General features: G+C 41.7%; 16 protein-coding genes. 9 read left to right on the top strand and 7 right to left on the bottom strand.

Features of this window, described 5'->3' with window-relative positions; genetic code table 11:
- Positions 1-358: 358 nt before the first annotated feature.
- The 4 genes from U4956_RS03270 to U4956_RS03285 all read left to right on the top strand — a co-directional run bounded on the left by U4956_RS03270 (position 359) and on the right by U4956_RS03285 (position 9,842).
- Entirely contained in the window at positions 359-3,277 is a 2,919-nt protein-coding gene (locus tag U4956_RS03270) for an AAA domain-containing protein (RefSeq protein ID WP_323089011.1), read from the top strand.
- 94 nt (positions 3,278-3,371) lie between these two features.
- Positions 3,372-3,812, top strand: a complete 441-nt coding sequence (locus tag U4956_RS03275) for a hypothetical protein (RefSeq protein ID WP_323089012.1) — start codon at positions 3,372-3,374, stop codon at positions 3,810-3,812.
- 136 nt (positions 3,813-3,948) lie between these two features.
- Positions 3,949-5,574, top strand: a complete 1,626-nt coding sequence (locus U4956_RS03280; RefSeq protein ID WP_323088133.1) for a transposase — start codon at positions 3,949-3,951, stop codon at positions 5,572-5,574.
- 44 nt (positions 5,575-5,618) lie between these two features.
- The gene (locus tag U4956_RS03285; protein WP_323089013.1) at positions 5,619-9,842 is read left to right on the top strand and encodes a UvrD-helicase domain-containing protein; all 4,224 of its coding nucleotides are present in this window, start codon (positions 5,619-5,621) and stop codon (positions 9,840-9,842) included.
- Between the two features lie 103 nt (positions 9,843-9,945).
- On the opposite strand, the gene U4956_RS03290 is transcribed toward U4956_RS03285, so the two are convergent.
- Both U4956_RS03290 and U4956_RS03295 read right to left on the bottom strand, forming a co-directional pair.
- On the bottom strand, positions 9,946-11,811 hold the full coding sequence (locus U4956_RS03290) for an ISL3 family transposase (protein ID WP_323089015.1): 1,866 nt from the start codon (positions 11,809-11,811) through the stop codon (positions 9,946-9,948).
- Between the two features lie 1,306 nt (positions 11,812-13,117).
- Complete coding sequence (locus U4956_RS03295; RefSeq protein ID WP_323089017.1) at positions 13,118-13,291, bottom strand: hypothetical protein; 174 nt, start codon at positions 13,289-13,291, stop codon at positions 13,118-13,120.
- A 163-nt stretch (positions 13,292-13,454) separates the two neighbouring features.
- Here U4956_RS03295 and U4956_RS03300 point away from each other — a divergent pair, with 163 nt between their 5' ends.
- The 3 genes from U4956_RS03300 to U4956_RS03310 are packed head-to-tail and all read left to right on the top strand — an operon-like array spanning position 13,455 to position 15,967.
- Complete coding sequence (locus U4956_RS03300) at positions 13,455-14,720, top strand: DDE-type integrase/transposase/recombinase (RefSeq protein ID WP_323089018.1); 1,266 nt, start codon at positions 13,455-13,457, stop codon at positions 14,718-14,720.
- Entirely contained in the window at positions 14,720-15,529 is an 810-nt protein-coding gene (locus U4956_RS03305; protein ID WP_323089019.1) for an ExeA family protein, read from the top strand. Before U4956_RS03300 ends, U4956_RS03305 begins: the two co-directional genes overlap by 1 nt.
- 18 nt (positions 15,530-15,547) lie before the next feature.
- A complete protein-coding gene (locus U4956_RS03310; protein WP_323089020.1) occupies positions 15,548-15,967 on the top strand; it encodes a hypothetical protein in 420 nt (139 codons plus the stop codon).
- Positions 15,968-16,290: 323 nt separating this feature from the next.
- Here the strand turns inward: U4956_RS03310 and U4956_RS03315 are convergent, their stop codons facing one another.
- From U4956_RS03315 to U4956_RS03330, 4 genes are all read right to left on the bottom strand, one after another.
- Positions 16,291-16,680, bottom strand: coding sequence for a DUF956 family protein (locus U4956_RS03315; RefSeq protein WP_323089021.1), 390 nt, complete (start codon positions 16,678-16,680; stop codon positions 16,291-16,293).
- Positions 16,681-17,223: 543 nt separating this feature from the next.
- Complete coding sequence (locus U4956_RS03320; protein ID WP_323089023.1) at positions 17,224-18,168, bottom strand: PTS system mannose/fructose/sorbose family transporter subunit IID; 945 nt, start codon at positions 18,166-18,168, stop codon at positions 17,224-17,226.
- Positions 18,169-18,187: 19 nt separating this feature from the next.
- A complete protein-coding gene (locus U4956_RS03325; protein WP_323089024.1) occupies positions 18,188-19,003 on the bottom strand; it encodes a PTS mannose/fructose/sorbose transporter subunit IIC in 816 nt (271 codons plus the stop codon).
- Between the two features lie 12 nt (positions 19,004-19,015).
- On the bottom strand, positions 19,016-20,008 hold the full coding sequence (locus U4956_RS03330; protein ID WP_323089025.1) for a PTS sugar transporter subunit IIB: 993 nt from the start codon (positions 20,006-20,008) through the stop codon (positions 19,016-19,018).
- A 1,415-nt stretch (positions 20,009-21,423) separates the two neighbouring features.
- Here U4956_RS03330 and iscB point away from each other — a divergent pair.
- Positions 21,424-22,596 carry an RNA-guided endonuclease IscB gene (gene iscB, locus U4956_RS03335; protein WP_323089026.1) on the top strand — a complete coding sequence of 391 codons (1,173 nt, stop codon included), beginning with the start codon at positions 21,424-21,426 and terminating at the stop codon, positions 22,594-22,596.
- A gap of 212 nt (positions 22,597-22,808) precedes the next feature.
- Here the strand turns inward: iscB and U4956_RS03340 are convergent, their stop codons facing one another.
- Entirely contained in the window at positions 22,809-24,182 is a 1,374-nt protein-coding gene (locus U4956_RS03340) for an IS4 family transposase (RefSeq protein ID WP_323089027.1), read from the bottom strand.
- A gap of 664 nt (positions 24,183-24,846) precedes the next feature.
- On the opposite strand from U4956_RS03340, the gene U4956_RS03345 reads away from it, so the two are divergent.
- Positions 24,847-25,875 (top strand): hypothetical protein, encoded by a 1,029-nt coding sequence (locus U4956_RS03345; protein WP_323089028.1) that lies wholly within the window; start codon positions 24,847-24,849, stop codon positions 25,873-25,875.
- The last annotated feature ends 142 nt before the right edge of the window (positions 25,876-26,017 follow it).

A 26,017-nucleotide genomic window follows, 5' to 3' on the forward strand; every position in this document is an offset into this window, starting at 1 on the left:
GACTGATACTTCGATTGAAGAAATTCTGAGTAGTTGCCTCAATCAGCCAATTCGAATTTTTGACTCATATCCCGCGTTGTCCGGCCACACCAGCACCCTCACTCAGACCAGCAGGAAAGAATGGAAGTTCACCGTACAAAATGAATCTGGAGAAGATAAAGGCGTTGCACGCTTTCCTGTAGACTTTGTCTCACGAAAAGCTTTCTTTTCAGATTTCGGATGCAGCCGAAAAATTCTTGAAGCCCTGAAGCTCCTTTTCGAGCCAGAACAGTCAACTGACTCAAAGATACCGGACGTTCCCCGATTTTCTTCAGTTTGCGAGTTCCAGCAGTACTTCACATTTGCGTATTCAAGAGAGATGTATCAGGTCTTCACCACTGAAACACGAAAAGAACGCCTGTTCTTCGGTATTCTCGTTCAGGTCTATGACACATTAATTCCACCGATTTATGAATATCAATTTGACTCTGTCAGACAGCTTAGCATCCCTGCAAATACCGAAGTTACACTCCATTTAAATCATCTCCAATTTACTGGAACCGTCCTGTCTACGGATAATATGCAAATTATTGTACAGACCACTGAAAATCTGGGAAAAGAGATCGAAATTCTGGAAATTTCAACGGATATGGTCTGGTTAACCCGCCATTGCGAAAACCGTTCTCGGTTTATCTGTCAAGACCCTTCACCTCTGGTGAAAGATCTGATTCTTAATGGCCGCTTTCAGTTGCAAGATGAGGATACACCCCTGAAAACCGGACAAAAGCAAGCGAGAACCATGATCAATAAACAACCCATCACCTGTATCTGGGGACCTCCAGGAACAGGAAAAACCACTACCCTCTGTTACATGATCACAGACTGTTTTCACCAGCAGCGCACCGTTCTGGTTACAGCCTTTTCCAATGCCGCCCTCGATCAGGCACTCGAAAAGCTGTTAAGCCTACCTTCGTTTTCATTCCAGCCCGGTGAAGCAATTCGCTATGGATCACCATTTTATGCCTCCATTTCATCGCATCCCTATCTGACCCTGGATAACTACGCTCGTTTTAAAGATGGAAAATGCTTTGAATGTCTTCAGAGTACCTCTGCTTTAATCAAGAGGGCAATCCATATAGACAAATTGAAACCAGAGAAGGCAGCTCAGCAACTAGCCAGTCTTCAGAATGAAACTTCATTCCTTATACAGAAAATTTGTAGTCTGCCAGACTGGAAGGAAGATCCCCAAAGCAAGCTACGGATCTCCAGAAACACTTCAGCCGCAAATTTATTACTCGAGCTGAAACGGATGGCTGCTCTGTTAAGACAACGAATTGAAAACTTGAAGATTGAAGCTCTGTCAAATGCCAAAATTGTATTTGCTACTTCTTCTGCTGTTATCGCCAGTACAAAAATTCAGTCTTTGATTTTTGATACGGTATTTTTTGACGAAATCAGTATGGCGCCCGTACCTGAAGTCATGATTGTTGCCCAATGTGCCCTGAATCATTTCGTCTGTCTGGGAGATTTTAACCAACTCCCACCAACGAAAAGTTCTGGTTTACAGGTGGATGCTTTCCGCTATTTTGGAATCGTTGATGCGTTGCAGCACAATCGTGGACACAACTGGCTGGTCATGCTGGACACGCAATATCGTATGAATTCTCAAATTTCAAGCTTTATCAGCATGAATTACTATTTTGACAAACTGAAAACTGCACCAAAACTGGACCTGTTACTTGAACCTAAAATTCAGCAGGCTCCTTTTCCAGGCAGCAAAATTGTTCTCATTGACTGCTCTGATTTTCACACTTGCTGCAAAGTTCTACCCAGCCACTCAAGAGTCAATATTCTGTCCGCTTTATTAGCTACGGCACTGGCTATCATTGCTTCCAAAACGTCTACGGCTGCTGTCATCTCTCCCTACAATGCTCAATCCCTGATGATTAGAAGTGTATTTCGGGACCTCGACCGCCTGAATCTGACAATAGGAGCAGATTCCGATCGAGAAGAACCAACGAGTGAAATAGATGAAACAGAAAATCTACAGTCTCCTGATCTCTATAATCTGGAGGCTATGAACAATAATCTATCTAAATCCATTCTTCGGCCTTTCGCAACCCCATCTCTTCACGAGATCAAAGCAGCTACTGTTCATTCATTCCAGGGATCCGAAAGCGATGTGGTCATTCTCGATATGACTGATTGTTATAAGGCACGCTATGTCTCACGGTTGCTGTCAGGGCGTGATAACGACCTGGCAAACCGGTTGTTTAACGTTTCGCTTTCCCGGGCCAAAGCTAAGCTGATTGTTCTTGTCCATCGCCGCTTCTTTACGGATAAGCTCAGTCCCGTTCGGAAAAAGTCTGCTCCAGACCGCGTCCTGCTTCTGAATAAATTCTTCAACTGGATGGATTTTAATTCTGAAGACAAATTAGATTTGACTGAAATCAGCGGTGATGAACTGGAACAACAACTGCGAACACTCTCACAGATGGCCTCAAAACTGACGCCAGTCAATTCTCCAACTGCCCAGCCCATCTTTCAGTACCTGGAGAATAAAGGAAAGAACTGGAATCTCTATCTGCGCGACCTGCAAGATGCCAAATCACGTGTTCGCATTGACCTTCCCGGTCCATTATCTTTGGACCAGAAATTTTATCTGCTTAAGATGAAAGCTATTCTCGAGAAAAAGCAAAACAGTCCCGATTTCAAGGTGATTATCCGAGTTCAGAAGGAAAAAGATATCCCTAAACAATTTGAAAAGATAGCCATCGTCAGTCAGGAAGCTACTGATCCTGCAACTGTTATTGATAAAACCATCACCTGGTATGGGATGCCCCGCTGTGTTCTGACTTTTCAGAACAATGACACCATTCAGTCAGCCTCGAGTCGCAACCCTGTTTTCCGTTTAGAAGGAAAGTTTGTTAGTTACCAGATCGAACAGATTCTTTCGATGCGTGATCAGGATGCCTATCAGATTGTTGGACTGAAAGACGAATTTGACTTGTATCTGGCGAAACATTCATGGTGTCCGGAATGTGAATCCGCGATGCATCTCGTTTCCAACAGAAACAACCTGTTCCTTGGATGTACAGACTATCCAAACTGCAAATTCACTGCGCCCATTTCAGAGAAAATGGTAACAGAGTTTATCGAACAACGAAAAGGATCCCTGATCTGCCCAATCTGTGGAGCTCCTCTTCAATTTCAGCCTCAAAAGAAAGGCAAAGATCCTCTTCAGTTTGTCTGCTCACAGAACATTCAACATAACTTTACATTCGCTGAACTGGCCTAATAAAACTGAAGAGTCGGACAGGGTGAACCAAGTTCCTTTGAGCAGTCAACTATTAATATTCAGCTAATTATATAAAGGAAAGGATTACCATTTTATGAGTGATTCAGAAAGCACCCAGAAGCCTCAACTAAGCGAAGCGGCAGAATGGGATCATTTCAGGCTGCTGAAAAAAGATATTCAGCAGACCTATTCAAAAAATGAAGAAAGAATTAAAGAGCTCGAAGCTCAATGTGATATCCATGATACATTCGGTTACGATGATGCAGATAGTTATCGATTCAATAATGCACAGCTCAAAAAGAAGAAAGACAAACGCATCGAACTTTCTGAGCTTAAAAAAATCCCCTATTTTGCCCGTCTAGTTTACGATCAAGTCAACCCAGAAACTAAACACTCTAACCAATCGAGCGTATATATCGGGAAAAACGGATACAAGAATTTCAGTAGCACGCTGCTCCCTTCAGAAGATGTAAAAGTTTACGAGTGGTATGAAAAAAAAGCTCAATATTTCTACACTTTAGAAAGTAATCCTTAGATAATCAGGAAAGTAGAAGCACACTGTCTATTTTTCCAACAAACCCTTTAAGCATCAATTAAATTTCATATCTTCCTCGGTAGAACTATACTAAATGTGCTTCTACTTTGAAGCATAGAGGAGTGTGCTTCTACTTATGGCTTATATCAAGGTTCAGAAAATCGTTCGTGATGCTGAAAATAACATAGTCTCTGGGTCCGCGGCCATTGTTAAGTCTATTTATGCGCCAGAGAGGAAAAACCATTCTGCTCAACAGGTTTTAGAACGTCTTGGCAAGGTGATTTCACTTGCTGAGGATAAGAAATCCGGGGTTTTTCTTTCTCCAACACGTGGTTTAGTTCACTATAACGTGACTACGGATACTTTTTCTCCTGTTTCAGAAGAAGAAAAAGAGAACCAATGTAAGCTGGTTTTCCCAGAGCCGCAAATTCATACGGTTTTTGGTGACTCATATCTACTTCTACAATTTTTAGAAAAACGTGGCCTGCTGGAGGTTTTCAAAACGGTTTTTCCAAAAAAAGAAGAACTGGAAAGGGTTCTTGCTCATATTCTTCATGGAGTTCTCAGAGATGGATCAAAAATTGGCTGTGATGATTTTCTTGAAAAATCTTATGCATCTTATTTATTTGAAGACTTGCCAATTCAATCCCTACACTCCGATACAGCTTTTTTCTCTTTGCTGGGAAGCGATAAAACCCGGGTGGCATTCTTCAAAGAGTTTATAAAGCTGATGAAGAAACAAAATCCAAAATTTGGCCAGGGATGCTACGTAGACTCTACTCCTCTTCCAAACCAGATTACCAACAACCCTTTTAATGCACTATGCTGCCATGGACTTTCGTCATCTGAAATTCAAATCCGCCTGGTCTTGGTTTTAGACGATGCGACTGGCCTGCCAGTTTGGTATGACATCATTCCTGGCAATGTGCTGGATTTAAGCACGGTGATGAACATTGTCAATGATGTCGCTTCGACTTTGGATATTGAAATTGAATCGCTGGTTCTTGATGCTGGCTATGTATGTGAGCCGCTGATAGCCGCTTTCCATATTGGAAGTTCAAAATCCGTCATCAGCCGGATGCCAGCCAGACGGGGGTACCCGTTCAAAGAACTCTACTGGCAGTTCAAAGACCAGATAAATAAAGGGAAATACCAGTTTGTTCGTAAGGATCACACCTATTTCGGAAGAAAGAAGAAAATCAAACTATACGGAAAATATGACGAATACGCCTACGTTTATGTAGATCAGAACAATGCGCTTTACCACTTTATTGATTATCTTGAAGACCACAAAGATGAGTTTCAAAAGATGAAGGATAAAGACAAGGACTGGATGACTGTCAAATTCGGATATTTTGTTCTTCTATCCAACATCGATACTTCTCCTGAAGATTTGCTTTATCGGTATTTCTGCCGCACTGAGATAGAGACAGTTTTCAAAACCAGTAAAGAATATTTGGAACTGCTTCCTCTTTCAAAATGGAGCGATACAACAGTCAGAGGGAAAATCCTGCACGATATTATCGATACAATCATTCTGTTGCTCGTTCGAAAACAAATGGAAAATACCGGCGTATCTACATCACGATTATTTGGGAAAACCCAATCGTTGATGTGCTGCCTAGGACCTAATAAAAAAGTTGTGATCGAAGTTCCTAACAAGCACGTAAAACAATTTTATAAAATTTTAGATATAGAAATTCCAACTCATCTAAACCTTGATAAGGAACGAAGTAGAATGCGCGGCTATACTCATCTGTAACAGTCATTGATGTGTATAGCTAAACTAGTTTAAAATCCAAAGTTGTGCTTCTACTTTTTCGATTATCTAAGGGTAATAACTTTGAAGAAATCATAGAGGGAAATGACAGAGTTGTTCCTCAGCTTATCAGAAAATTTAACATTGAGAACGGAGAACTCTATGAGTTCTACACCACTTTTGAAAATGGAAAATCAAAGTATCAGGATGGCCAGCTTGACCCTTATATCATTAAAGTTCTGAATAAAACCAGAACTAGAAACGCCAAGCTAACAGATATTGTTTCCACGATTCAATCTGAACAAAATGCGATTATTCGAGTACGTCCTTCGGCAAATTTTGTTGTTCAGGGCTGTGCCGGGTCCGGAAAAACGCAGATTCTGATGCATCGCCTCGCTTATTTGCAGGGGAATAATAAGCTGAAAAATAAAGGGGCTATCGTCATTCTCACGCCAAATCAGAATTTTAATGAGTATATTCAGTCTGTAGAGAACAGTCTGGGGCTGGATCCTGCACGGATCCAGACATTCTCTCTGGAAGACTATTATTCGTATTTGCTCGCCATTCGCCTCAACAACGCTGGGATCAAATCGCCTGTTACCTACAAAGGTGACGATGAAGCCAGATTTGACAGCCAGTTTTTACGTACTGTTTATTCCCAGGATTTCTACGATGAAACCGAAGAAATGGTCTTTTCTTTGTGGACGGCTCTGCAAAGTGAATATCCTTACCCCTTTCAAATCATTCCCGAAGCTGAATATGAATTTGGAATTTCTGCTATCGAAATGCTGGAATCATCTTTCAACGAAATACAGCGTTCTGGGGATGCCCTTCGAAGGGAAAAGCTGTTAAAAAAGTTCTCCGACCAGAGCCAACAGCTACATAAACTCAGTGAAAGTACAGCCAAGCTGGAATCAGTACTTCTCAATGCCATTCTCATCGCACGCAACTCACTGCTATATGGAAATCACTCTCCGCTGACAAATCTTCTGCGAGTTGAAAAGCAAGGACTGTTAAAACATCTGCGAGGTAACTCTAACCGTCTGCTCAACTACTTGAATAAGGCTGACAATCTCCTCAGCGATACGGAAAATTCAGAGCTGGAAAGGTCCATTGCATTATTGCAAGCTGATATTGAAATTCTTAAAAATAAAGACATATATAAAGATGCAAGCCTGCTTTTTCAACTGAGTAATCAGACTCAACTTCTTGGTCTTTTTTCAAATGCCAGCTCCGAAAATCTGACAGATTCATACGATCACATCTCATCAGATGACTCCTCAGAAAGTAAGAAGAAGACAACTGGATGGAAAGAACTATGGTCCATAATCCAACAGAGTCTAAAATGGAGAGAACTGTTGATCAACCGTCTTGAAGTACTCATACAAACAGACTTTATCCTGTCCAAACTATCTAACGAAGACCGTCACCAGATTGTTGAACAGCTTAACGGTCTGGAAGTGGATATTCTGGAGATCCAGAAAAAAGAAAACCTTGCTTCGCTTAGTAAGATTGCAATTCTAGAGGATAAGCTTCTTTTCACACCTCTTTCCCAGCTTTTCCCTCTCTCTCGAACAATGGATTATCTGGAACAGATGAGAAAACTGATGGAAAGAAAATCTTCTCTGCTTCAGACTGTGGAAGAATATAAGGAACTTGGCTCACTACCAAATGGCCAGCTGATTAATCTTTCAAAACTGCAAAATGAAATCGAAGCACTTCGTGAGGCATGGAGCTGGCAAACACTCCACCAGAATCTGATTCAGAACCGTCTTCCAAAAGAAGTCGGGGAAGAATTATCACCCACAACTATACATTATCGGTTCGAACTTTATCTCAACCTGATGGTAGCCACCTTTGCCTATGATCGTCCCAATGATGAAGAGTCAATGGCTGCTCATGGAGACTCCATGTTAAATATTGATGAAGCGCAAGATCTATCTCTTTCCGAATATCGAATGCTTCAAAAAATCCATGGTGCCGACTCTATTTTCAATTTATATGGAGATGAGAATCAGAACATCTATCCGTATCGAGGTCTTTCGAGCTGGAAAGAATTGAACAATGTTCTTGCCCTAGAAACGATTACTATCAATCAAAACTACCGAAACCCATCCAATATTACTGATTACTGTAACCACTCCTTTGGCATGAATATGACAGCGGTTGGAGACTCGTTTGATCCTGTCAACGATCACTTTACAAGACTGAATGACGCTTTAAAAAGCTTCGCTGATTTGTTAATTACCAACTCTCAGGTCAGTTGCGCCATCATTTATAAAAGTCCTTCTGTCAAAGAACAGATTGATGTATTTTTCCAGAAGAATTCGTCTATCAAAGCAGGCAGCCTGGAAAACTTTCCGATCTATCATATTCGCGATGCTAAAGGTCTGGAATTCAATTATGTTCTCGCTATTACAGATGGAATGACCCGCAACGAAAAATATGTAGCCTTTACCCGAGCTCTTCAGCACCTGATTGCCTTTAATCAACCCATTACTGCTGCCAATGCTCAACCTGCTCTTCAGCAATCTACCTCTGGCTTTGTCGGCAATACTCCCAAATTTCCTGTCTGTTCCGTTTCAGATTTTACACACTCGAAAAGCATGGAGTCTATCCCGACAGACTTGGAAACAGCCGAACTAAAAACGGGAAATCTAGATTCAGATCTCTTAATAGAAACTGCCAATCATCTTCTAGAAATGACTCCACAATTCCTTGATAATCAAATTTCTGTACAATTTGATCTGGTTCTGGAAAATCTCAAAAACAACAAGTCTAAACCATTAGAGAAGGCTGACACAGAACTAAAAACTTCTTTAGACTTGAAAAAAAAGCTTTCTCCCCAAGTTTCCAAAAAGAAAGAAGGAAAATCAAAAGAAGACGTTGATTCAAGTATGGCCTCCCTATCTATTCAAGGCCTAATTATTGACGAAAAAGATTCTGCTCATATTCCAGAGTCGGCCAGTAATACAACTTCATCGGATTCAATTTCAGCTTCAGAACCCATTCATCTCATTTCGGATTCTGGAGTTTCTACCACCGGTCACCTCCCACCTCATTCTTCATTCATCACTCCAGAGAATGAGCCTGAATTAATGATCGCAGATCCATCAATTCAGATAACAAACCTGAATCAAGAGGTAAATGTAAACCCTTCGATGAAAGCACTCGAGATTCAAGGTGACTTGACCACAGGTACTACTGATTCTCAGGAAAAAGCAGACGAAAATAATATTGTGAAGATGACTGATCCGGAAACAGAACAAGAAGCCTTTGAAGGTTCACTAGAGGCTCTGCAGCAGAAAGAAACTGTTTCTCCTGGTCCATTAAAGCTTCACTCAAACAAGCGTCGTTTATCCTTGCACCGTCGCCCCTCCTCCACTACGCATTGCAACTATGAAAACAACGTCAGCCGAAGAGTTAGAAAAAATGATGAATCAGTGTACTCCCCTTCACTTATCCAAAATGGTAAAAGGTCCAGATCCCTGGTGCATCAAGACTATTCTCAACGTAGACTCCTTCGTAAACCAGATCTGCCTACTCAGACTCCAGACAGTAGCGTCCTAGAATCACAATTGAAGGTGATAATTGAGCAGGCAATGAAAGACAAGCTTAATGAAATAGCTGAGCAACTGACAAAGTCACTTCTGGAAAATCTGTCCCAGACTCTTCAATCCTCTATCAGGCAGGTCAGCCAAGATATGGAAGCAAAACTATTAGAGACCCCAGTGCAGACTTTTTACTCTTCCACCGAACAAATTAGTCAAAAGGAAGAAATCCAATCACCAGGAATTTTAGAGCAGCAGACACAAGACGATTCTTCTTCAGCTTCCGGTAGAAGCACTCTCAGGAATTCCAGCGCCGATCAGCCAAACAGCAGACAAGATTCCGATCATAGGGCGGTGATCTCGGATATGCCACAGTCTCAATCAAGTTTACCGGTCAATTCGCCCGTCTTGCCACAGACAATAACTGGAAAACAGGAATCACTTTCTTCATTCCCTGAAGTCTCTCAGACGATATCAACATCCAAAGATTCTTTCAAAAAAGAAGTGCCTATAAAAGAAGTTATTCGAGAAGTCAGGCTTGGTCACGGTCTGCGCTTGCAAAACGGTGACCGTGTTCGCCATGAATCTTTGGGGAAAGGAACAATCACTAAAGTCAAATTCAATAAAATTCTGGTCCAGTTTGATTTGCCTCCATATTCGACATTACCTTTTTCAAAAAACGATCAGCAGATCTATCTGCTAGTAAAGACACAAAAGTAAAAACAGGGTGAAAAGCGTATTGGATCTTACGCAAATGTAGTTTTTAACACTAGTGATCAGTAGAAGCCTCTCATTCTGACTGTTTCTCATTCATGATCATTGTTTAAATGACCGTTTTGTCTTCCCAACGTGATTTTTCAATCCAGTCTGCTAACAAAGTTCTGGCATTTAATCCACCACACGTTATACTAGATTGGGCATAAAACTTATGGAACAGGTGTTCAATGTTGGCTCTGCCAAACATGGTGCGTTTGACAAGCTTATAGCGGCAGTTGCCGCCTTCAACGAACCCGCTGCTATGCTCATAGGATATTGCGTTCTTGACCGGCGCAATATCTTTTTTTATGCCGTTTATAAAGCCTTGGATTCTACTCTCCTCATATTTGGTACAGAACCAGTCAAGTTTATCTGGATTGTCTCCCATCAATGTCTCATGGAAATCCTTCCAGAGCTGATCGCAGAATCTCACTGCAGGATACTTATCCAGAATCTTTTCGTACACTTTCGCAACTTCAGTCTCCTTCATCTTGTCCCGATCGCTGGTTACCATGTATTTCACGATGTCGTAGCGTTTGATCTGAACCGCTTCAGTGCCCCTGTCATAGTCAAAAGGCTTTATGAGTTCGTCTTTGAGATGAGTATTCTTCATCTGATGAATATAATGCAAGACCGTACCATAACAGGCCTTGCATCTTTTAGATTGCAGGTATGAATAGATGACAGCGGGTTTATGGCCATCAATAACCATTTTATAAATTATATTGATATAGTTATCCATGTCTGTCTTATACTTTGGTCGCTTTCTAACCTCTTTTATTCCTTCAACTTCCTCTTCCGTCATCTTCAGGTATTTTTTTAAAGTAGGATAGGAGATGTCATATTTCTCCTGAAAATCCTTGAACTTAGGCTTCACGGTCTCAGCCCATTCTTTTCGCAAAGAACAGATCATTGCGTACTTATCAGAACAGACTTTTGCCTGTCTTTCATACTGTTCTGCGTAAAAATCGTCACTTTTGGCTTTGTCTTTGATGATCTGGCAGTTTGTTTCGGCAACGGGTGTATTGTCATATTCCACTTTTTCTGGAACAGCAGGCGCGGCTTTCTCTGTCTCAGGTTTTACTGAAGTAATCTCTCCATCCTTTACATAGAGTGTAGATGGAATTTCACACTTCAAAATATCCTTAATACGGCCTACAAGATTCTGGAATAAGTGGAAACGGTCTGCTATCTGAGTACAGTCTGGCAAGATCTCAGAAATCGCTGAAGCAAAAGCGGAAGCACGATCACGGGTTACAATCTTAACCTTCTGGTGTTTTTTCAGCCACTCCTTAAGTGCCTGGCCATCTCTTCCATCAAGCAGCGCAATAACCCGGTGCGTTTTCAGATCGTAAATAGCTGTGTGGTAGGTTCGCCCTTTTCTGGAACTGACGTCATCGACACCAATGGCCTTGATATCAGGGTTATCTACGATTGTAATGTTTTTGTAGATTCTGGTGATGGTATCATGGCAGACATCAATGCCCATGGACTGGCACACGTGTGCTGCCACATTTGCCGAGCAGAAGAGTGAAATAGACAGCAGAAAAACAGTAAGTTCGTCACTTTTCCGCTGATTAAAGCGGTATCCCTTGACAGGAAGCACAAAAGTAACTTTCTTACCATGCTTATTGAAGTAGACAAGGCGTTCCTGGCGAATATGAACATAAGCAGTCTGGCCTCCAACAGGCATGATCTGACAGATGCGTTCCTGATATCCATTTGTGGAAATACATTTTTCACCGTTTGGTCCACTGATTTTCCCGGTTTCTGGAGCATGAATACGAAAAAAGTGGAGGCAGCCATACTTGTCCCGATAATCCTGTCGGTCAGCGTCTTTAATCAAATCTTCACCAAAGAGAGAGGACTCAATATCGTGAACAGGCTTATTCTCTTCGTGAATACGGATAAAACTCAGTTTGTTCATTGTCATCACAGTCCTTTCAGAAACCCCTTAAACGATAACGCCCTGAAATGCAGTACTAATAAAAATGGGATAGTGAGTTTCGGGACTATAGATAAAACATAAAATATGCTTTAACTAAAGAATATATTTTTAACTAATCTACAAATAAGTTATTTAATTGTTAGCTATTTTACCTTAGTCATATTATGACTAAGGTAAAATCCCGCATATTAATTAATTTAGCTTACTCACAACGACTTCAATATACTGCACTTAAAGTTATCTATATTCTGCTAGTATGTATCTTCTCGGGGTATATATTCGCTTTTTTAGTTCTGAAAATGTGGGAGTTATCGCTTAAAGAGCATGAAGTTCTATGATAATGAAATAAACAATAATGAGCAATAAAGTTATTGATTATAGATGCTTAGCAAAACTAATAAAGATAATTAATTTATTTAAATGATCAAAAAAGGGACTGTCATTGCGGACAATCCCTACTGATCACCAGTGTTAAAAACTACATTTGCGTAAGAACCAGCGTATTTGGATGCTTTTCACCCTGTTTAATGTTTAAAGCTCATCATTCTAAACATTAACTTCTGCAAAGAGAGGACTAATGGTGCTCAAAATTCGTGATTCTAGACTATCTAAACCAATAGAAAAACGCTTAATCTCTAGCTGAAATATCATTTTCGTTTCTAGTGTAAGTTATTTAATTGCCAAAAAGTTAGCTTAGTCCCGTTATGACTGATCTAACCACGGTAGATTAGATATCTATTGATGCGTTACTTATTGTTACGAGGCATCTTGTATTACATAGATTTCGGGATTTCAAGCACAATCCATTTCATACCTGCCTAGGCAGGTATGAAATGGATTGTGCTTTTTTGCATCATATTAAATTTACATTTTAGAACGTTAACAGTTGGATTAAAATTATTCTAAGGTGATTATCATGTGTATTGTCGGAAAACTCCCAAGCATTGATCCAAGTTCATACTCATCCAACTTTCAAAACCGTTATGACCGGGATCTAAAAAATGCTCTAAGGATACGTTCTAAGTGTCCCTGTTGCGGAACTGTTGGCAAAATGAAGGTTCATTCCCATTACCAACGCTATCTATATACCAGTAAAAATTCAAAACCATTTCATCTGACTGTGACCGTCTTTCGTTGCGAATGTAAAACATGTGAACATCCATATCATGCATTTTTACCGCTCTGGATATGTCCTTTCTGTGTCTTTACATATAGTTTTCTGGTATGTGTTCTTGGCTATTTTTATGGCCCGGGGAAAGAGCAGTTTCAGACGACTGCCACGCACTTCCATTTACCCCGATCCACCATTCGCAGCCTGATTAATCGTTACTCGGCCGAGGACTGGAGAATTATGCAGACCAGACTTGCCCATCAAAATCAGTTGTCCAGAGGCCGGACAGCCTGCAAGCTTGCCCAGTCTTCTAAGAGGCTCATAGACTTTCTTGTTGATTTTCTTCACATCCACAGTGAATCTTTTTTTACGCGTCACTTTCCAATATCAAGCCACTGGTCGTTCATCTGTTATGGGGTATGGAATTTATGCATATGACCACACTCAAATCATTTGGACATAGTAGAAGCGGCCGATTTGATGGTATGTTGGGATTGATCTTATTGGAGGTGAAATCTTGAATCAGGAAAACAAAGAAAAGATCGCAATCTGGAAAGTTGGCGTCATTTCCCCTATCCTTCATCGGAAAAAAGAGGATGAATCCAGACATGCCTTAGCCAAAAAAATCGCTTCATCGCCATTGATGAACCCTGTCACTGGGGTATCAAAGTTTTACAGTCCACGCACCCTTCTCTGGTGGTGCCACTGCTTTGAATCTTCGGGACTGGATGGTCTTATTTCGCGCAGCAGAAAAGACCAGGGGGTGTTTCGCGCCCTTACTCCCCAGGTTCAAAGCCGAATCTGTCAGATCCTTGATCAGTTTCCAAGAATTTCCAACGTGAAGCTGAGAGAAAGGCTGAAAGACGAGGGTATTATTGATGATTCGCTTTCTCAGTCAACAATTGATCGCTTTGTCAGAACGGCCAGACCAGAAAAAAAGCTCCCTGCCATTCATCAGAATAAGGACAGGAAGGCTTTTGAGTTCCGGCATGCCAACGAGTGCTGGCAGGCAGACACCACTTTCTTGCAGAATTTAAATGGTGAAAAAGTCTGTCTGATGCTCATTGTGGACGATGCCAGCCGGATGGTTGTTGGGTACGGTATCTATACCCACGATAATGCCGCGAATTTTCTTGAAGTGCTTAAGGACGCAATCGCTCGGAATGGAAGACCGGAAAAGCTGCTTCTTGATCACGGCGGAACCTATGAAAACCACCATCTGGCCTTAGCCTGCGCACAAGCAGGAATCGTTTTGCGTTATTGTGCTGTGCGGGATGGGGCCCAGAAGGGGAAGGTAGAAAGATTGAACCGAACCCTGAAGGAAGGATGGCTCAATCAGATTGACTGGACAAGTTTCAACGACCTGGCAGAAGTAAAAAGCTCGTTCAGTCACTATCTCTACCCTGAGTATATCAATAAACCTCACTCTTCTCTAGCCAAAGAGGATGGTACCTGTCTGACACCAAGAGAAAGATTCCTTATGGATCAGGAATACATCCATAAAATTCCTCTGGAAAAACTGGATTCTATCTTTGTCTGCAGGTATGAGCGAAAAGTCAAAACAAACTCGACTGTTTCGGTTCAGAATGTCCTTTACGAAGTTCCTTCAGAATTCATGAAGCAGAAAATCGAAATTTTTATCGACCCTCTTAATGATGATCGGGCATGGATCCTGGATCCGATCTCAAACAAGCAGATTTCTGTAAAAAAGGTAGATAAGCATGAAAATGCTTATACCCATCGCAAACGCCATATTGTTTACCCGCATAAGGAGACACAGTAATGGAACCGACATTATTCTTTGGCCTGCGGCAGCTGCCCTTTCAGAAATCTTCACGCTACCGGCATCTTTACAAAACAGAAGATATTCAGCAGCTTGAAGGTCGACTGGAACATTTAAAAAAGGTTCGCGGAATTGGTCTGATTACTGGCAAACCCGGAACTGGCAAGACTGCTGCGATCCGTGAATTTACCAACAACCTTAATCCAGCTTCGTTTAAAGTGATTTACCTGCAGATGACAACTGTCACTGTTGCGGAGTTCTTTCGGATGCTTTCAAGTGAGCTTGGTCTTGAGCCGCAATATAAAAAGGTTGACCTGTTTCGGCAAATCCAAGATGAAATCCGCTATCAGTGCGAGGAAAAGAAATGTACGCCGGTGATTATCATTGATGAAGCACAATATTTATCCAATGCCATTCTGCGGGATCTGGTTATGCTTCTGAACTTTGAAATGGATTCTCGTGACTGCTGCATTCTGATTCTCTCGGGTCTTCCCGGACTGAATCGAATTTTAAAACAGAGCATCAACGAATCTCTCAGACAGCGAATCATCGTGAATTATCACGCAAATGGCCTGAGTCGAAAAGAAGCAGGACAGTATGTTGAGTGGTGTCTGAAGGAATCGGGCTGCGAAGAACCGGTATTTTCTGAAGATGCCATTGAAGCAGCCTGGCGCTTTTCGCAGGGTTCAGTAAGGGTTATGGATTCGCTTCTTTCCAAAAGCATGATTGAAGCAGCTGCACAGAAAAAGCGGCAGATCACAGCTGATATTGTAACCATTGCCCGTGAAGACTGTGAACTTGACATTTAAAATGAACTGGAGATGAAGATGATGTATTCAACATTTAATCCTTATGATCTCTTTCACTACCTGAAGAAAGAAGGATCAAGCTATGAAGAAGCTGCGCAGGCAGTACAGACACGCAACGAAGAAATTCCGGCCTATGAATATCTCATCCGAAAGTACCTTTCATCGGAGCATTGCCACGCAGTCGTTGTAAGGTCAGATGGCATTGAAGAGCCGCGCTATACAATTACAGGCTATGATCCTGATCACCGTACAGTTTTTGTACAGGCCCGAACTGGTGCGTACGGAAGCAGTAAAAATCAGGAGATGAAAAGTCTTGAAATTGAAGAGTTTATCTTTGGGCCTTATCGGATCTGGGACACGGTAGACCCTGTAGCCCAGTACGAATACTATAGTTTCGAAAAAGCGAAAGAATGGGCAAATACAGAATTGCCTTTCTGAATAGTTAAACGAGATCTGATGCAAGAAATGCATCGGATCTCATTTTTAATTATCAATAACTAATTTTATCAAAAAGCCAAGGGTCATATTTTTGAAAAAGAAAGTGACGCGATAATTCATATCGATTTATTGAAATCAAGATGTTTAGAAAGATTTCTGGAGCAAATAACTGCAATAAAAATTAACGTATTATGTCAAATCAATTCGACGCGTAACACTTATGGGTGATTCCGTTTTTACTTACAACCTTATTAGTCCTGGAAATCTGAAAACCAGCCTCTAAAATGATATGAAATTATGATCTCAAGACAAAATAATGATCACTATTTTCGCTTTGCTTTTCTTTTTTCCTTACGCCGCTGGATATTCTTTTTGACGACTTCAAAGAATGTCCAGGAACGGTACATGCGGTCCGCTGGAATGTATTGGTTGATATGATGGAGCAGTTTCTTCGGTTCGCGGGCAGCGAACATGAATGTTCCATCTTTTTTCGTGCGGATTCCGATCCTTGGAATCCATTTTCCTTTAAACAGAACAGAAGCCAGAACGACATCGACTTCACTCCAGGGAATGCGGACATACTTATTCACATTACGATCGGAGTAAAATTCCAATCCCTGATCTCCAACCATGATCTGGCCATATTCATCAAATCCCTGAAAGGATGTGGCTTTCGTAACAAAGTCCGCTTTGTGGTTTATAGACTGGACCATAAATTTTCCTCCTTCTTGTATCCTTGCTTATATATCTTGCTTATATACGATAACGCCCTGAAATGCAGTACTAATAAAAATGGGATAGTGAGTTTCGGGACTATAGATAAAACATAAAATATGCTTTAACTAAAGAATATATTTTCAACTAATCTACAAATAAGTTATTTAATTGTTAGCTATTTTACCTTAGTCATATTATGACTAAGGTAAAATCCCGCATATTAATTAATTTAGCTTACTCACAACGACTTCAATATACTGCACTTAAAGTTATCTATATTCTGCTAGTATGTATCTTCTCGGGGTATATATTCGCTTTTTTAGTTCTGAAAATGTGGGAGTTATCCTATATATATGGAAAGGTTTTGTACAGCATTGATCCAGGAACACGCTTGGCACTGTTTTGGATTTTTTGCATTTCAACCTTTATTATCGATTACTTCCATCCAGATTCAAAATCAGGATAGATTCATTCCGATAAAAAAACGCGATTCGCTTCGATTTTGAAGTGAATCGCGCTTGTTTCGAATACTCAATTGATTAGAGCAAATGAATCAGGTGTCCAATGATACCAACAGCGAACAGAGCGATGATGATAACGATTGGCGAAACTTTCTTCTTTAACAGCCAGCAGCAGAACAGTGTCAGCAACAGTGGAACCAGTCCTGGAATCAGGGAGTTCAGGTTTTCCTGAAGAGTCGTGACTTTCGTTGGAGTTAAAGACATGCCCGCAGCCTGATCTAACAGAGCCTGCTTGATTCCTTCGGCTCCGGCTGGAAGTTTATCCCAGTCAATGTAAGCACCTTCCGACAGACTAACCGTCGAAACAACTGGAGTGAACGTAACGTTAACCCAGCGTTCGATCAGGGCGCCAAGGACGAACATACCTAAGATGGATGCGCCTTTTGTAACCTTCTGGATCATACCGCCCGACAGGTCGGAGGCAATACGAGTACCGGCTTCATAACCGAATTCCTGTGTGTACCACAAGAAGGCAATACGGATTACGTTCCAGAGAACGAAGAACAGGATTGGGCCAAGGATGTTTCCAGACATTGCCAGCGAAGCACCCATGGCAGCCAGAATTGGACGAACAGTAAACCAGAAGACAGGGTCACCAACACCGGCCAGAGGACCCATCATTCCGACTTTGACACCCTGAATGGCGGTGTCATCAACCGGAGCACCATTTGCTCTTTCTTCTTCAAGAGCCAGGGTAACACCAATGATTGGAGAAGCAATATATGGATGGGTATTGAAGAATTCGAGGTGACGTTTTAAAGCCGCTGCACGATCTTCATTTGTTGAATACAGTTTCTTGATTGCTGGAATCATTGCATAGCACCAGCCACCATTCTGCATTCGTTCATAGTTCCAGGAGCCCTGCAGGAATGCAGATCTCCACATTACGCTTTGACGCGTTTTCTTATCCAGAGAGACTTTGTTGGCAGTTCCATTCTGGACATTTGTTTTTTCATCAGCCATGATAACAGCCTCCTACTCTCTAGTAATCGTTAAGGATATCCCCTAAAGGATCCCCAGAAACAGCTGCGCCATTCGCACCAGCTGCAACACTCTTTTCAGAAAGAGTCAGATAAATCAGTGCCATTGCAACGCCGATAACACCTAAAGCGATCAGTGTTAACTGGCTGATTGCAGCCAGCGCAAAACCAAGAGCGAAGAATGGCCATACTTCTTTATTAGCCATCATATTGATAACCATTGCATAACCAACGGCTACAACCATGCCACCGCCGATTGTCATACCATCCGTTAACCAGGCTGGCATCATCTTTAATGCGTCAATAACAGCCTGAGAAGGAATGAACATCAAGAAAAGAGCCGGAAGGGCAATACGCAGCCCCTGTAAGCAGATTGCAATCCATTGCCATCTTTCAATCGCTTTATAGTCACCTTTTTCTGCTGCTGCATCTTCACGGTGAACGATAGGAACGCACATTGTACGAACCAGCATGGTCAAGAATAAACCAGCAACAGCCAGAGGAACTGCCAGACCGATTGCAGTACCAATTTCATGCTCCGTACCACCACCAAGAATCAGGATAATGGCAGAAGCAACGGCGGCTAATGCAGCATCCGGAGCAACGGCTGCGCCAACGTTGGCCCAGCCAAGAGCGATCATCTGAAGCTGACCACCCAACATAATACATGTAGCAACGTTGTGACCTCCTGCGGCCAGACCAATCAGAGTACAGGCAATAAGTGGCTGATGAAACTGCCACTCATCCAGAATTCCTTCACATCCAGCCAGGAAGGCAATGATAAAGATTAAAATAATCTGAATAAAATTGAATGACATAAATCCTCCTGGTTACTTCAGCTCTGCTTTAGCCTTGGCTAACAGAGCATCCATGTCACCCTTCGAGTCAGCAGGAACTTTGCGGACATCGAACTTGATACCCATGGATTTCAGCTTTTCAATTGCAGCAACATCTTCTTTTCCAAGAGAAATCGCATTGTTCACAACAACTTTTCCCTTGGAGTGAGCTAACGAGCCCATGTTGATTTCTTTAATGTCAGCACCGCCCTCAATCGTACGGAGCGCATCTTCTGGGTTTTCAAAGAGCAAGAGAGCTTTCGTTGCTCCAAAACGCGGGTCTTTAGCAACCTCAATCATTTTGTTAATCGGAACAACATTGGCTTTAATTCCGGGGGGAGCCGCCTGCTCAATCAGTGATTTTCTCAGATTGTCCTTAGCGACCGCATCCGATACAACAATGATTCGATCCGGGTTTGTCGTCTTTGACCAGGCTGTTGCGACCTGACCATGCAGCAGACGGGAATCGACCCTGGCAAGTGCATATTTAATGTGTCCATCTCCAAGCACCGTTCCTGGTGGAATGGCACCCTGTGGAGCAGCTGGCTCAGCAGCTTTCGCCGGAGCAGCTCCCTCCATAACAGGCTGAAGACTTTCTGGAACAGTTTTGCAGCCTTCTTCAGCCGTCTTGCAGACGTGAGTAGCTATTTCATGGGCATTCTCAGTGCCGAAGCGCTGTCCATACGCTTCAATGATCATAGGTAAGTTCATACCTGTCACAATTGCCCAGGTATCTTCATGTCCCTTCATCAATGCACTGGACTGGTTAAACGGTGTTCCACCCCACAAATCACACAGGATCATCACCTGCTCCTGATCTGACAGTGTAGCAATCGCATCCTCCAGCTTCTTACGGAAATCATCCGGTCCTTCATTTGGATATAGGCAGACAGCCTGAACATCCTGCTGCGGCCCAAAAATCATTTCAGAAGACTGTTTGATTCCATTCGCGAACTCTCCATGACTAGCAAGAATAATTCCTACCATGTATTCGCTCATCCTCCTTATGAGACTTGGCTTTTGCCAAGTAAAGACAAATCAACTGATACGCAACATATATACAATTGATTTTACCGTTTCAGTATACCCTGTTCTTCCAATTTTTTACATAATTTTCATCTACAATTTCGAAAAAATTTTGTCGAATCTTTCGGATCGTGTGATCAATATCGTATAATTGTCTAGCAATATGCTCTTTTCTTATCACTTTATCTTCGCTATCTCGAATTGAATCAAAATCATTTTGACAACTATCATCTTCAAAGCGAATCAAATCATCAGAATCAGAATAGAAACGTATTAGACAATTCTCTCTTTTTCCCATCACCCAAATTCAGGAAATTTTTCCGGAATTTCAAAGGAAATCATTTCAAACATTATTGAATCAGATCAACAAAACGGTTTTTATACCCATAATTTAACCATATTTTATTCGTTTATGCCATACGTTTTTTCTAATTTTCTCTGTTCATTCAATCGCTTTTTCTTTTTAAAATTCGATTTGGTTTTGTATCAAAAAGGCATTAGAAGAGAGAAAACTGATCTTCCAGTGAATATAGTCTGTCGCAAAGACGAATCAATTTCTTTGAATTCCAGAAAGGCAATCTATCGCCTTTCCACCACCCAATCTGCCTTTCCACTTCCCCACTCTGAACTTCTGCATGGAACGACAAGTCTTATTCAGACCGGATACTGATCGATATCTTTTTTCGCTCTTTGTTATCCGTTAAAGACGGACGAATAAAGTGCAGCAAAGATCATTTTCGAAAGGCCGATCTGCATCCCTTCTTCTTTATCTGCTGTCCGTCCATACATCTGGACCTATTCGTTTCCATTGCCCACTGGCCTTGCCTGCCTGTTTCCGTCCAGATCCACTTCTTCCATATCGTCTATCGCTTATATCTTTGGATTTTCTTTGCATGAGAACTCTGGATCTAACTTCAGAGAGCCTGGCGTATCCAGAGATCTTGGTCATGACGATGTGTTGACCAGTCAAAAAAGCAATGGAATCTCTACCACACAAAAAAGTTTTAAAAATTTCTGTGAAATGGAAACAGTCTTGCGAGTCCCGCGTATATGCAATTAGAAAGGATGGTGAGAGGGTCTCACTGACCCCATGGCAAGCCATGGGGGTTGAAATACACCCCCATTGTTTGACAGGACAGCTTCGGCTGTTGTCTGTGAGTAGCCTTGGTGAATATTGTCTTCGGACGATACGAACTCCGTTGTTTATGTCATCACACCTTTAAGATATCGTTCTAGTCTTAAGCTCTGTGGCTCTGCTTTAAAAGCCTGTTCGGGGTAACAGGCGGTGAGTTTGAGCGTAAAAAGCATTTACAACATTGGCGAAGGACACCTTACAGCCTTCGGGCTGGTTTATTTACCGAAAGGAGGCATCTGTAATGCCGGAAGCTTTGACCTACGTACTGGACATCGATGGCAATCCATTGATGCCGACCAAAAGATGCGGAAAAGTCCGCAGGCTCTTAAAAACAAAGAAAGCTAAAGTCGTAAAGAGAACTCCTTTTACCATCCAGCTTTTATATGAACCTGGTACTCATGTGGTTCAGCAGATCACGTTAGGCGTCGATGCAGGATCTAAACATATTGGATTGTCTGCGTGTACTGACGCAAAAGAACTCTATGCAGAAGATGCACAGTTGAGAACCGATGTATCTAACAAACTGACCGCAAGAAGAGAGGCGAGAAGAACAAGAAGAAACCGCAAGACAAGATATCGAAAGCCAAGATATAACAACCGGGTGCATTCAAAACACAAAGGATGGCTGGCGCCTTCTGTGGAACAAAAGATTACATGCCATTTAAATGTCATCCGGAAAGTTACAAAGATCCTGCCGGTTTCAAAGATCGTAATCGAGACAGCCTCTTTTGATACACAGAAACTGAAAGCACAGCTTGCAGGGCAAAAACTTCCTGAAGGCAAAGATTACCAGAACGGTGAAATGAAAGACTGGCTCAACGTCAGAGACTATGTACTGTTCAGGGATGGATATACTTGCCAGTGCTGCAAAGGAGAATCCAAAGATAAGGAACTGCAGGTCCATCACATTCACCAAAGAAAAGATGGCGGCAGCAACCGTCCGGAAAATCTGGTTACACTCTGCAAACACTGCCACCAGGGATACCATAAAGGGAATATCAAACTTCCAGATAAGATTCTTAAGCCGGCTTCATTTGCAGATGCGGCTTTTATGGGGGTCATGCGAAAGACTCTGCTGGAAAGAGCGCAGACAGAATTTGCTCCCATTCCTGTAGAAGAAACATTCGGATATCTGACCAAAGCAGAACGTCTTCGGCATGGTCTTCCCAAAGAGCACTACGTTGATGCGAGATGCATTGCAGGCTATCCAGAAGCAAGACCTGCTCAAACCGTCTTTTTTAGCAGGAAAGTGAGATGTCATAACCGGCAGATTCATAAATTCAATCCTTCTAAAGGCGGCATCAGAAAACTGAACCAGTCGGCAAAGGTCATTATGGGCTTTCAGCTGTTCGATAAGATCAGATACCAGAAAACGGAATGCTTTATCCAATGTCATTTAGCTAGAAAAATATGACCTCAAACTTTGTATAAAAATCAAAGACAAAGTGGATGATAGGAATAGAATTTGCTGCTGATTATATCCATATGCACCAACCAAGCACAAAATATACTGATTGATTTGGCTGTATTCATCAAAATAGGTGCACTAAAAACAACCCTTCGATAAGAGCCGTTTTTAAGAATTGTATGGGTGGTTTGTATCAATAAGATGCGCATATAATGCACTTATCGATAGGTGAACCATATCAAACGATTGGGATGGAGATTTCGCTTGAAGCTTCTTTCCGGCCGAACGGGCAGTTTTTCTCTTAGCAGCTCCTCGGTCAGAGCCTGAAACTCCGCTTTTGTAATTTGACGAATCGTTCGATTCTTCGTCCACTTCGGGGTGAACGTGTTCCTGATAGCCCGTATCGCCTTAGTTGTATTGATTTGGTATTCATAAGTTGTCTGATTCTCTTCTTTATTATCTGATTGAGATGATTCAAGAACACACTTTTTGATCTCGGAAACCAGATTGTAGAAGATAAGGGATGAATAAATCTCCTGAATGATGTATTCTGCTTTTATCGAGTGGATACGTTTCATTCCTATTCCATATTTAAGCCAGGAGAAACTCTGCTCGATTCGCCACCTTAGGTGGTAAATAAATCCAAGAGCCTCCGGAGGAAATTCTGCTTCATCCAGATTGGTAATCAGTCCTTCCCAGACGTTGTCGCCAATCTCGATAGCTACCACCCTGCAGTCAAAATCAATAAATTCAGATTCTGGATCAATCTGTCTCATTGATTTTTTGACCAGGTATTTCATCTGGGGGTTTTCTTTTTCCCCTTTTCTTTGGTGGTGGGTAAGAATGCGGCTGATCTGCTGGTCTTCTGTATGGTCAAGCTCTGTATAAGTCAGGCAGCTATACTCTCGTTCTTTCATACGTATGAGGTATTTGTGCCCTAAGGATTCAATAAGCTTACATAATGGGTAAGAGAAATACCCTCTGTCCATGACAAAGAGAAATGTCTCGCCAGGATAAGCTTCGTGAATCTCCTTGACCATTTTCATAGCAGCGGCCCGTTCGTCTTTGGACCTCTGGTCTTGAGTGACGATGGCTAAAAATTTGTCATTAAGTACGTCATAGGCTGCGTTAACGTGAATACCGGCCCGGATAATGTTTTCCTTGTTCTTGGTATAAATGATGTAGTCAGGTTCATCTTCATTTGGCGCAACAGGTTTATTGGTTCCGTCAAAAGCGATTACCCTGTGTTCTTTATATTTTTTATCCATGGAATAAAGTGCCAAGGTGGCTTTGTGCAGTGCTGAAAATACGCTGACTGGAATCTTGGCTTTTGTCTGAACAAGTGCCGAAGCAGATGGTCTTACACTGCCCATGCCGAAATAGTTCATGGATAAATCGGAGAGTGTTGATCCATTCCCGATAATGGATGTATTCAGGAAATGGAACAAGTTTATTTTTGATGATCGATAATGACTTCGTGAGAAAGCTCCTGTTTGAGAAGCAAGAATCTTCTCCTGTTTGTGGGCAAATTCCTCAAGGAATTTCATGAATCTTTGATAAATCTTATGTGGTGAAGTAACTCTAATTGCCATTTTATTCCTCCTTAAACGGTTGCATTTTTGATTGAGTAAGGATTAAATTAGACAATTATAGAGTTGTTGTCAAAGCTAATTTTCGTTAAACCAGAAAATATAAAATCCACCATCTGTGCACGGATGGTGGACAATACTAACTATCAAAAACTAAGCTAAATGACATTGATGCTTTATCTTTGGAAAAAGAATGTCAGGAAGATTCGATATCAGGATGCTTGACGGAACTACGGTATCTGCTTCTGTTTCCTGGAAGAAATTAAAAAGACTTGAGTCATCGAATGGATGGCTTATTGATAAGCGACAAAACAATATTGTAAACATTGAATAGGAGGTGTAGGCGGCAATTCCTCCCCACAGTAAGCTATGGGGTTTCCTTGCCGCATTAGATGACGTAATCACTAAAGAACAACAGTTTGAGCGAAAATAAGCATTCGTTCAAGCATCTGGAATCAGTTAAGCCGTTGCAGATCATATCTGTGGATCGCAGTTTATCCATACGGCTTTAGCTGAATCTCCATTCAATCTAAAAGAGATTGAACAGGTAATCCTTTGGCAGACAGACAACCAATACCTTCAGAGGCAAACCAGACTGTCGCCTTATAGGATTCAAAACTTAATTTTAGGATTCGTCTTTACTATTGGAGAATCCAAAGGAGATTGTATGTACAATAATCATAATGCTCCGCCAAAAATCAATAACACAAGCAGTAAACAAACAGAAAGCCCTGCTCCACAGGCAGAAAAAACGAATTCTCGAAATCACAATAAAGACATTTCATCCAAGCATTTACTCTCGCATCCTGATGTGTTTGCGGATGTCATCAACCTGGTCGATGATTTTGCCCCTCTCAATATTTCTGAGAATAAACTCCAGCATCTTGTTACCCGCCTGCCGGTATTAAATGTGGATAATGATTTGCATGAGATTGAACGCGACGTCTCGATGGAACAGATCGTCCACGAACTGGAAAATGGCGAAAAGTATTATCTGCGCCTTGGTATTGAAAACAGATCCTCTATTGATCCATACATTTCTCTTCATACCAAGAGTTCGAACGAAATGGAATTGAGCCAGATGCTGCTGGAAAAGAAAAAAGGCGCTGTATTAACGATTGTTTTATACTTTGGAATCGACAAACCCTGGCCGCAGGCTAAAAGCGTAGGTGAGTCACTGCAGAACCTGAGTCCAGTTGAGGTCCAAAACATTCCGGAAATCAAAACTGATTCGGATTTTCGCGTAAGAGTAATCGATCTCGGAGGTCTGAGTAACGAACAGATCGACTGCCTTCAGTCGGATCTCCACGACATTGCCGTTGTGATCAAAGCTCTTCGAAATAAAGAAGAAGTGCCTCAACTCAACCATCCATTAAAACACGTCGAAGAGACTATTCGAACGATGACCGCATTGTTAAACTCCAGAAGCCTGGCAGAAGAAATGTTGATCAGCATCAAAAAGAAAGGTAAAAATAACATGACTACTCTCGAAACATTTAGACCAATTATCTCAAAAAGAGATCAGGACTACTTTTTCTCCCTTGGAGAAGGCAAAGGTAAAACCAACACTTTAAACATGGTTAACGCAGTGACCACCTATCTGAAAAAGCACGGAAGAGAGCACGAATTGTCAGAGCACTCTGATCTGGCTGGCTTTATTGAAAAAGTCTACGATCAGGAAATTAAAGAATCATAAGCAGACAACAAGCAAAGTATAAATTCCTCGAGTCTGATTACAACTATTTATAGGTTGCCAAGCGCCCTCTAGGGTTGCAGGTTAGAGAGCCCGATCTCTCATCAAGTTGGATACTTAACTGGATAACCTTTGCAGAAAACGC

Source organism: Allobaculum sp. JKK-2023 (assembly GCF_034745455.1).
Lineage (GTDB): Bacteria > Bacillota_I > Bacilli_A > Erysipelotrichales > Erysipelotrichaceae > Allobaculum.

Bases quoted from the DNA above. Each gene is read 5' to 3' on its own strand.
- U4956_RS03345 (WP_323089028.1), top strand. From the start codon at position 24,847: ATGTACAATAATCATAATGCTCCGCCAAAAATCAATAACACAAGCAGT.
- U4956_RS03270 (WP_323089011.1), top strand. From the start codon at position 359: ATGTATCAGGTCTTCACCACTGAAACACGAAAAGAACGCCTGTTCTTC.
- U4956_RS03325 (WP_323089024.1), bottom strand. From the start codon at position 19,003: ATGTCATTCAATTTTATTCAGATTATTTTAATCTTTATCATTGCCTTC.
- U4956_RS03305 (WP_323089019.1), top strand. From the start codon at position 14,720: ATGGAACCGACATTATTCTTTGGCCTGCGGCAGCTGCCCTTTCAGAAA.
- U4956_RS03290 (WP_323089015.1), bottom strand. From the start codon at position 11,811: ATGACAATGAACAAACTGAGTTTTATCCGTATTCACGAAGAGAATAAG.
- U4956_RS03310 (WP_323089020.1), top strand. From the start codon at position 15,548: ATGATGTATTCAACATTTAATCCTTATGATCTCTTTCACTACCTGAAG.
- U4956_RS03320 (WP_323089023.1), bottom strand. From the start codon at position 18,168: ATGGCTGATGAAAAAACAAATGTCCAGAATGGAACTGCCAACAAAGTC.
- U4956_RS03340 (WP_323089027.1), bottom strand. From the start codon at position 24,182: ATGGCAATTAGAGTTACTTCACCACATAAGATTTATCAAAGATTCATG.
- U4956_RS03280 (WP_323088133.1), top strand. From the start codon at position 3,949: ATGGCTTATATCAAGGTTCAGAAAATCGTTCGTGATGCTGAAAATAAC.
- U4956_RS03315 (WP_323089021.1), bottom strand. From the start codon at position 16,680: ATGGTCCAGTCTATAAACCACAAAGCGGACTTTGTTACGAAAGCCACA.
- iscB (WP_323089026.1), top strand. From the start codon at position 21,424: ATGCCGGAAGCTTTGACCTACGTACTGGACATCGATGGCAATCCATTG.
- U4956_RS03275 (WP_323089012.1), top strand. From the start codon at position 3,372: ATGAGTGATTCAGAAAGCACCCAGAAGCCTCAACTAAGCGAAGCGGCA.
- U4956_RS03330 (WP_323089025.1), bottom strand. From the start codon at position 20,008: ATGGTAGGAATTATTCTTGCTAGTCATGGAGAGTTCGCGAATGGAATC.